This window comes from Psychroflexus gondwanensis ACAM 44, from assembly GCF_000355905.1.
Taxonomy (GTDB): Bacteria; Bacteroidota; Bacteroidia; order Flavobacteriales; family Flavobacteriaceae; genus Psychroflexus; species Psychroflexus gondwanensis.
In genome coordinates this window covers 1-1,137 of record NZ_APLF01000047.1, presented here as the reverse complement: position 1 = coordinate 1,137, position 1,137 = coordinate 1, and the positions used below count along the sequence as shown (strand labels likewise).

Annotated in this window: 1 protein-coding gene; it reads right to left on the bottom strand. The window is 34.3% G+C overall.

Annotated features, from left to right (window positions below; genetic code table 11):
- Window positions 1–918: IS110 family RNA-guided transposase (locus PGOND44_RS14840; protein ID WP_003446900.1), on the bottom strand; the 918-nt coding region annotated here is incomplete at its 3' end.
- Window positions 919–1,137 lie beyond the last annotated feature (219 nt).

The window sequence follows — 1,137 nt, the reverse complement described above, 5'->3', positions numbered from 1 at the left end:
TTTTGCAATAGCAAAGGCTTGTTTTAAAAGTTTATTTGCTAGTGCTATTTTTATTACTCTTTCAGGCTTGCCCTTCTTCTTTAAACGTTCATACATTTCCACGCAGCCCTTATTATACTTTTTTGCAGTCCAACTGCACATGTACAGTAATTTTCGGATTTGTGCCTTTCCCATTTTACATATATGCCCCTTGCCATTTATACTGGTGCCAGATTGATATATTCTAGGGCTAAAACCTACATAGGCAATCAATTCCTTGTAGTGTTCAAACTTATCAAAGTCTGAAGTCATAGCGATAAGCATAATGGCAGTTTTATTACCAATGCCAGGAATGGATGTTAATGATTTAAGGGTCTGCTGATACTCCTCTTTTCCTATTTTCAACATTTTACTCTCTAATTTATCTTTTTCCTTTTCTAGCTTTTTCAGTATGCTTTGATAACTTGTTTTCAACTCCTTACAGATAGACCCACTATCTTTAAAAGCTCCCAACTGGTTGCGAACCTGAGTTAATTGTTTATTTAACAGCTCAAGAGCAGTATGAAGCTGTTTCATCTCCTTGATCTGTCTCGATTCTGGTTTCCATCCTTTCAAATCTTCTTGCATCTTTAGTGCATAACCACGTATGACTTCTGCATCTTTTTTATCTGTCTTAGCACGATTGAAATTCATCTGACTAAAGCGTTTAATCTTTAGAGGGTTTACCACATAAACCTTGAAACCTTTATCATACATGAAATTTGCAAGACTTAGGTAATAAGGTCCAGAGGCCTCCATGACCAAACCTGTATTATCATTTACTTGTTTTAAAAACCTTTCAAACCCTTTACGTGTATTTTTAAATACCTGCTGATCCTTTTTGGAAAAAGAAACATCAAAGGTTTGTTTACTAATGTCAATTCCAATAAATTTATCCATAGATTATAGTTTAAGAAGTGCTTTTATTTTATCGATCCTAAATACAGGCTCAAGGCCTAATGAACTGTTCAAAATTTAAGCACTGGGAGAAAGGGACAAGCATTCCGAACGGTCTTTATGACAAATGACAAATAGTTGTCTTGCTCTTTCTCCCTTTATTATTAATTCCCGAATCTAAGAATTAATAACTTTATTCATCATATATACAAACATAGGATG